Annotated in this window: 7 protein-coding genes and 1 riboswitch; of the genes, 2 read left to right on the top strand and 5 right to left on the bottom strand. The window is 70.4% G+C overall.

Annotation, left to right across the window (positions count from 1 at the left end; genetic code table 11):
- Positions 1-76: 76 nt before the first annotated feature.
- From ABZU75_RS43950 to ABZU75_RS43970, 5 genes are all read right to left on the bottom strand, one after another.
- On the bottom strand, positions 77-232 hold the full coding sequence (locus tag ABZU75_RS43950; RefSeq protein ID WP_355568646.1) for a hypothetical protein: 156 nt from the start codon (positions 230-232) through the stop codon (positions 77-79).
- Positions 233-369: 137 nt separating this feature from the next.
- Positions 370-1,326: a hypothetical protein gene (locus tag ABZU75_RS43955; protein ID WP_355568648.1), complete on the bottom strand. Its 957-nt coding sequence runs from the start codon at positions 1,324-1,326 to the stop codon at positions 370-372.
- A 33-nt stretch (positions 1,327-1,359) separates the two neighbouring features.
- Positions 1,360-2,325, bottom strand: a complete 966-nt coding sequence (locus ABZU75_RS43960) for a lipopolysaccharide kinase InaA family protein (RefSeq protein WP_355568651.1) — start codon at positions 2,323-2,325, stop codon at positions 1,360-1,362.
- Positions 2,322-3,065, bottom strand: coding sequence for an NUDIX domain-containing protein (locus ABZU75_RS43965; protein WP_355568654.1), 744 nt, complete (start codon positions 3,063-3,065; stop codon positions 2,322-2,324). Before ABZU75_RS43965 ends, ABZU75_RS43960 begins: the two co-directional genes overlap by 4 nt.
- Positions 3,066-3,235: 170 nt before the next feature.
- Complete coding sequence (locus ABZU75_RS43970) at positions 3,236-5,068, bottom strand: acyl-CoA dehydrogenase (RefSeq protein ID WP_355568656.1); 1,833 nt, start codon at positions 5,066-5,068, stop codon at positions 3,236-3,238.
- 182 nt (positions 5,069-5,250) lie between these two features.
- Here ABZU75_RS43970 and ABZU75_RS43975 point away from each other — a divergent pair, with 182 nt between their 5' ends.
- Positions 5,251-6,036 (top strand): class I SAM-dependent methyltransferase, encoded by a 786-nt coding sequence (locus ABZU75_RS43975; protein ID WP_355568659.1) that lies wholly within the window; start codon positions 5,251-5,253, stop codon positions 6,034-6,036.
- Positions 6,037-6,056: 20 nt separating this feature from the next.
- Positions 6,057-6,123: riboswitch (guanidine-III (ykkC-III) riboswitch) on the top strand.
- A 20-nt stretch (positions 6,124-6,143) separates the two neighbouring features.
- The gene (locus tag ABZU75_RS43980) at positions 6,144-6,467 is read left to right on the top strand and encodes a multidrug efflux SMR transporter (RefSeq protein ID WP_355568662.1); all 324 of its coding nucleotides are present in this window, start codon (positions 6,144-6,146) and stop codon (positions 6,465-6,467) included.
- The last annotated feature ends 73 nt before the right edge of the window (positions 6,468-6,540 follow it).

Consider the following 6,540-nt stretch of genomic DNA (forward strand, 5'->3'; position numbering starts at 1 on the left):
CCGATGGGTTCGCGGGTGCAGAGCCAGTCGATGATCGTGCCTTTGCCCGCGTCGCCGTAGCCGAGGTCTGTCACGATCATGTGTTCGCGCATGTGGTCCTCTGTTCATGGTGGCGGCCTGCCCAGCGGGCGTCGTTGAACCTGACGACCGCCCCGATGGGTTCGCGGGTGCAGAGCCAGTCGATGATCGTGCCTTTGCCCGCGTCGCCGTAGCCGAGGTCTGTCACGATCATGTGTTCGCGCATGTGGTCCTCTGTTCGTGGTGGCGGCCTGCCCGGCGGTGAGTTCTCACCGCCGGGCAGGGGCCGTTTCCCTTCGTGGTGGCACTCCCCGCCGCTTTCGCGGTGGCCGCCGCACGGCGGGGAGGTCTTCAGAGCCGCGTCACGCCGCTGTCGCCGCCTAGGTCGAGACCGTCGGCGACCACGAGCGTGCCGCGGCCGAGTTTGGCGAGGGCCCTGCCCACGGCGGTCCCGGCGGTCGAGCCGAGCTCGTCGAGGTCGTCCAGCCCCTCCCGCAGATCGATGGCGTCCTCGCCGAGACCGACGGTGAGCGCGATGGTCTCGCAGACGGCGTCGAGGTCGTCCAGCTCCAGCACGTGCTGGCCGAGCAGCTCGCGCCAGGCGGCCAGCACCCGGCCGTCCCCGGCGTAGCTCGACCCCGCAGGGAGGATGTAGTAGACGTCGTAGACCCTGGTCAGCTCGGCGACGATCTCCCTGGTCGGGATGTCCCGCCGGAGCCGATCGCCGACGACCTTCTCGACCTCGCGCCGCTTGACCTGTGGGTAGGGAAGTTCGTCGCCGATGATGAACAGGTAGCCCCTGCGACCCCGCTTCTCGAAGCAGTCGATCGAGGTGTGCCTGGCCATGAAGTACATCGCCAGCTCGTACGACTCGCTCATCTGGCCGCCGCCCCCGCCCTCCAGCAGGACCTTGCCCAGGTGCTCGTCCATCCGGTTGTCGGATTCGAACTGGCCGATCTGCAGCGGGGCCCGGTCGCAGGTGGCGTCGCCGATCGCGCCGAAGAGGATCTGCGGGTCGGTGGCGTAGCCCTTGCGGAGCAGCAGGCCGAGCAGGTCGGGCAGCTTGGTCTGGAGGGTGCGGGGCACCCCGCCCATCGAGCCGGTCACGTCGAACAGCACGGCCACGGCGAGGGAGTCGGGGTGCTCGGCGGAGTCGCGGCTCTCGCGGTCCGTCACCCCGTGCGGGTCGAGGTCGGGGTGCGTGGCGCGGGCGCCGCTGTCGCTGTAGGCGAAGGCGCTTGAGCCCTTGGCCGCGCGGTAGCTCGCGGCGGCGGAGTAGACGTCGGTGGACCAGATTCCGCTTCCCACGGGGGATCTCCTCGGATCAGGGGTGGCACGTTCTCAAAGGTGCAGTGGCCGGTATTTCCTCGGCCCGTACAGGTCGTCGAGCAGGTCGTCGAGTTCCCCCAGGAGCCGCCACGCGTCGCCAGGCGGGCTCAGCAGGCTTCCCCGGACGAAGCGCCTGATCGGAGTGGGGGCCTGGTCGCCCATGAGGGCGGCCACGGAGCGGGTGGCGAGGTGGATGTCGGTGGCGGGGGTGGCGGGTTTCCTGGCCAGGACCTCCGGCGGGTAGTCGTCGCGGTGCCTGGTCACCAGGGCGGTGAGCGGGGTGCCGAGCGGTACCGACTGGCTCCAGTCGACGAGCACCAGGCCGTGGTCGACCGGGTGGACGAGGACGTGGTGCCCGAACACCGCGCCGTGCACGACCCCCGCCCGATGGGCCGCGCCGACGGCCACCAGCAGCCGCCGCCAGATCCAGGCCACATCCCTCGCGTCGAGCACCGGCCGCCGCCGCCTGACCTCGTCCAGGCTCACGAACCCGTCGGGTACCCGGCTGATCACGTTGGCCCGCCGCTCGACCCCGTCGCGACGGTGCCGGAACGAATCCACCAGGCGTGGCACGTACGGCAGGAGCAGCGGGTCGCCGTCTCGCGCGATCGTCTCCAGGGCGTCCGCCTCGCGGCGCATGAGGTCGTTGTCCGCGTGGCTGCGCGGGAGCTTGAGCAGCGTGTCCGGACCACTCTCGTAGAGCACGGCCGAGGCGCCCCGCCGGAAGACGCCCCCGATCCGGTAGGTCCCCCGCCCGGTGGTGATCACCGTCTCCGCGGCCGGCCCCGGGGCCCCGCCGCGGGCCGCCCACAGCTCCGCCAGCCTGGCGAACGCCTCGGCGGCCTCGGCTCCCGGCGCGAGGTCGGGGTGGAGCAGCCTCGCCAGCCTCCGGTACGACCGGTGCGGAGAGTCCCCGCCGAACAGGTCGCCGGGGGTACGGGCAGCGGTCACCAGCGCGATCGCCTCGGCCCTGGTCATCTGATCTGTTCCTCCCTGGCGGGTCGTAGCAGGGCGGGGTGCAGGAGTCGTGCGTCGCCGGCCCGGTAGAGCTTGGCCCGGGGGCCGCCCCTGGCCCCGCCGCTCTCGGTGGTCTCGCCGGTGCTCTCCACGAAACCGGGCACCGACAGGATCTTGCGGTGGAAGTTGCCCGCGTGCAGTGGCACGCCCCAGACCGTCTCGTAGACACCGCGCAGCTCGGAGATCGTGAACGTCTCACCGGCGAACGAGGTGGCCAGCGGGGTGTACTCCAGCTTGCCGCGTGCCCGCTCCAGCCCGTGCGCCAGGATGCGATCGTGGTCGAAGGCGAGCTCCGGCAGCTTGCCGACCGGCTGCCAGGCGGCGTCCGCCGCGTCCGTGCCCGCCCGGGGATCGGGCAGGTCGGGGGCGAACGCCAGGTAGGAGATCGACACGACCCTCATCCGCGGATCACGGTCGGGCGTCCCGTAGCTGGCGAGCTGCTCGATGTGGACTCGGTCCCCGAGGCCCGAGAGCCCCGTCTCCTCGGCCAGTTCCCGCGCCGCGGCCTGTGGCAGGTCCTCTCCCGGCCGGATGAACCCCCCCGGCAGCGCCCACCGCCCCGCATGGGGTTGCTCGCCCCGCCTGATGAGCAGAACGCGCAACCCGCCCCCGCGAATGGTGAGCGCCACCACGTCGACGGTCACCGCGACCGCCGGGTACACCCGCGGGTCGTAACCCGCCAGAAACTCGGACTCATCCATCACATGTCCTTCTCGAAGTGAGACAATCTCAGTATGAGAATAACAAAGGCCGGTGTCAACCCGCTCGCAACGGCGCGCCGCCTGGCCGGCCCCAGGCCCCGAGAAAGGCGAAGGGCGGTCCCGTCAAGACGGGACCGCCCCCATGCCTGCCGCGGGAGCAGGTGGCCTGCTTAGAAGGCCTCTTCCGGCAGCTCCATCAGGTCCTGGCCGGTGGCCTCCAGCGTGCGGCGCTCGGCGGCGACGCGGGGCAGGACGGTCTGGGCGAAGAACGAGGCCGCGGCGACCTTGCCGGTGTAGAAGGCCTGGTCGCCCTGCGCGGCCTCGGCGGAGCCCAGCGCGGCCAGGGCCACCTCGGCCTGGCGCAGCAGCAGCCAGCCGATCACCACGTCGCCCAGCGCGAGCAGGAACCGGGTGGTGTTGAGGCCGACCTTGTAGACCTCCTTCGGCGCCTCCAGCGAGCCGATGGCCCAGCCCGCCATGGTGTCGGCCATGCTCTTGACCTCGTCGGCGGCCTCGGCGAGAAGTTTGCGCTCCTCCTTCAGCCGCCCGTTGCCGGCCTCGGAGGCGGCGAAGGCCTTCACGTCGTCGTACAGCGAGCCGAAGGTCACGCCCTGGTTGCGCAGGATCTTGCGGAAGAACAGGTCCTGCCCCTGGATCGCGGTGGTGCCCTCGTACAGGGAGTCGATCTTGGCGTCCCTGATGTACTGCTCGATCGGGTAATCCTGCAGGTAGCCCGAGCCGCCCAGAGTCTGCAGGGAGCGGGCGAGCAGCTCGTAGGAGCGCTCGGAGCCGACGCCCTTGACCAGCGGGAGCAGCAGGTCGTTCATCGCCTCGGCGTGGCCGTTCCTGCGGCCCTCGTGCTCGGCGATCAGCACGTCGTCCTGGTAGGTGGCGGTGAGCAGGACCAGCGCCCGCATGCCCTCGGCGTACGACTTCTGCAGCATCAGCTCCCGGCGTACGTCCGGGTGGTGGGCGATGGTCACCCGCGGGGCCGACTTGTCGGCCATCTGGGTCAGGTCGGCGCCCTGCACCCGGGCCTTGGCGTACTCCAGGGCGTTCAGGTAGCCGGTGGAGAGCGTGGCGATCGCCTTGGTGCCGACCATCATCCGGGCATTCTCGATGATCATGAACATCTGCTTGATGCCCTCGTGGACCTCGCCGATCAGCGTGCCCACGGCCGGGTGCTTGTCGCCGAAGGTGAGCTCGCAGGTCGTGGAGACCTTCAGGCCCATCTTCTTCTCGACGTTGGTGACGTAGACGCCGTTGCGCTCGCCGAGCTCGCCGGTCTCCAGGTCCACGTGGTACTTCGAGACCAGGAACATCGACAGGCCCTTGGTGCCGGGGCCGTGTCCCTCGGGGCGGGCCAGCACCAGGTGGAAGATGTTGTCGCTCAGGTCGTGCTCGGCGCTGGTGATGAAGCGCTTGACGCCCTCGATGTGCCAGGTGCCGTCGTCCTGCCGTACCGCCTTCGCGCGGCCCGCGCCCACGTCGGAACCGGCGTCCGGCTCGGTGAGCACCATGGTGGCGCCCCACTGGTTCTCGATGGCCAGCTCGGCGTAGCGCTTCTGCTCCTCGGTGCCGATCACGTGGAGCACGTGGGCGAAGGCCGGGCCGCTGGAGTACATCCAGATGGCCGGGTTCGAGCCGAGGACCATCTCGCCCAGCGCCCAGCTCACGCTGCTGGGCAGGCCGGGGCCGCCGAGCTCGGCGGGGAGGCTGAGGTTGGTCCAGCCGGCGTCGCGGTAGGCGGCGAAGGACTTCTTGAAGCCCTCCGGCATCGTCACCGAGTTGGTGGCGAGATCGAACACCGGCGGCTTGCGGTCGCCCTCCTCGAAGGAGTCGGCGAGTACGCCGGTGGCCAGGCGGTTGACCTCGTCGAGGAGGCTCCGCACCACGTCCTCGTCCAGTTCGGCGTAGCGGCCGGTGCCCAGAATGTCCCGGCGCCCGAACACCTCGAAGAGGTTGAACTCCAGGTCACGGACGTTGCTCTTGTAGTGGCCCATGGGGTCTGCTCCTTGAAACCGGGGGAACCGGAACTTTCCATACTCGCCAGTAACGTTACCGGTAATGCTACCCGTCAGTAACCCCTAGAAAACCGCACCGACTGGGACGTTCGTCACGACATGCGAAGACACCCGCGCCGGTGTCGATCGACCGGCCCCCGAAGCTCTTCTAGGCTCGCCACATGGACGAACGATGGCGGGCCGACCTCGAACTGTGGGGCATTCCCGAGGAGATCGCGGCCAGGGCGCCGGCCGACCCCTGGGGTCACTCGTCGGCGCGGTTCGCCGAGCGCACCGACCGCGCGCTCGCGGCCCCCGAGGGGCCGACGCTGGCGCGGATGGCCGAGGCGCTCCCGCCCGGCGGGAGCGTGCTGGACGTCGGTGCCGGAACGGGGGCGGCCTCCCTGCCGCTCGCTCCCGACCTGGGAGAGCTGATCGCGGTCGACGTCTCCGACGCCATGCTCGCCGAGCTGGCCTCCCGGGCTCACACGCTGGGCGTCCCCACCCGGTTCTTCCGGGGCCGCTGGCCCGACATCGCGGCCGAAACGCCGATCGCGGACGTCGCGGTCGCCGCCCACGTCGTCTACAACGTGCCGGGGCTGGTCGGATTCCTCGCCGAGCTCACCGGCCACGCCCGCGGCCGGGTCGTCCTGGAGCTCACCGGGCAACACCCGATGAGCTGGCTCAACCCCCTCTGGCAGCACTTCCACGGCATCACCCGCCCCCGCCGCCCCACGGCTCACGACGTGATCGCCATCGCCGAGGGGCTCGGGTACGAGGTCCACCACGAGTGGCGCCTGGCCCCGCTGCCGCGCTTCACCCGGCTCGAAGACCTCGCCGAGAGCGCCTGCCGGAGGCTCTGCCTCGGCCGGGAGCGGGCCGACGAGGTCATCGCGGCCGTGATCGAGCTGGACATGTGGCCGGTCCCCCGGGACCGGTGGTTCACACTCTGGTGGGAATCAAAGTGAGACCCTGCCGCGTTCCACCGATCGAACCCTCAAAAGGGGTGTTCCCGGACGAGACGCGCCGTACCCGGTAGGCAAAGACGACGCTCCTGATCAAAGGAGGAGCTGTCATGGCCTGGGTTGTCATCCTCGTCGCCGGTCTGTTCGAGGTCGCGATGGCGTACTCGCTCAAGCTGAGCAATGGATTCTCCGTGCTGCTGCCGAGCGTCGGCTTCGCCGTCTTCGGCCTGCTCAGCTTCGGCCTGCTCGCGATGGGCCTGAAGACCCTGGAGGTCGGCACCGCCTATGCCGTCTGGACGGGTATCGGAGCCGTCGGCACCGCCGCGCTGGGCATCGTCGCCCTCGGCGAGAACGCGTCGGCCCTCAAGATCGCCTCGATCCTGCTCATCGTCGCGGGCGTCGTCGGGCTCAACCTCGCCGCCGGGGGCCACTGACCGTACGCCTACCCGAGCACGCCGTACGACGTGATCGGGCGGGGTGGACACGGGCGACCCCGCTCGGACCGGG

It is taken from the genome of Streptosporangium sp. NPDC005286 (genome assembly GCF_040607515.1).
Taxonomy (GTDB): Bacteria; Actinomycetota; Actinomycetes; order Streptosporangiales; family Streptosporangiaceae; genus Streptosporangium.

Bases quoted from the DNA above. Each gene is read 5' to 3' on its own strand.
- ABZU75_RS43950 (WP_355568646.1), bottom strand. From the start codon at position 232: ATGATCGTGACAGACCTCGGCTACGGCGACGCGGGCAAAGGCACGATC.
- ABZU75_RS43960 (WP_355568651.1), bottom strand. From the start codon at position 2,325: ATGACCAGGGCCGAGGCGATCGCGCTGGTGACCGCTGCCCGTACCCCC.
- ABZU75_RS43965 (WP_355568654.1), bottom strand. From the start codon at position 3,065: ATGGATGAGTCCGAGTTTCTGGCGGGTTACGACCCGCGGGTGTACCCG.
- ABZU75_RS43970 (WP_355568656.1), bottom strand. From the start codon at position 5,068: ATGGGCCACTACAAGAGCAACGTCCGTGACCTGGAGTTCAACCTCTTC.
- ABZU75_RS43975 (WP_355568659.1), top strand. From the start codon at position 5,251: ATGGACGAACGATGGCGGGCCGACCTCGAACTGTGGGGCATTCCCGAG.
- ABZU75_RS43980 (WP_355568662.1), top strand. From the start codon at position 6,144: ATGGCCTGGGTTGTCATCCTCGTCGCCGGTCTGTTCGAGGTCGCGATG.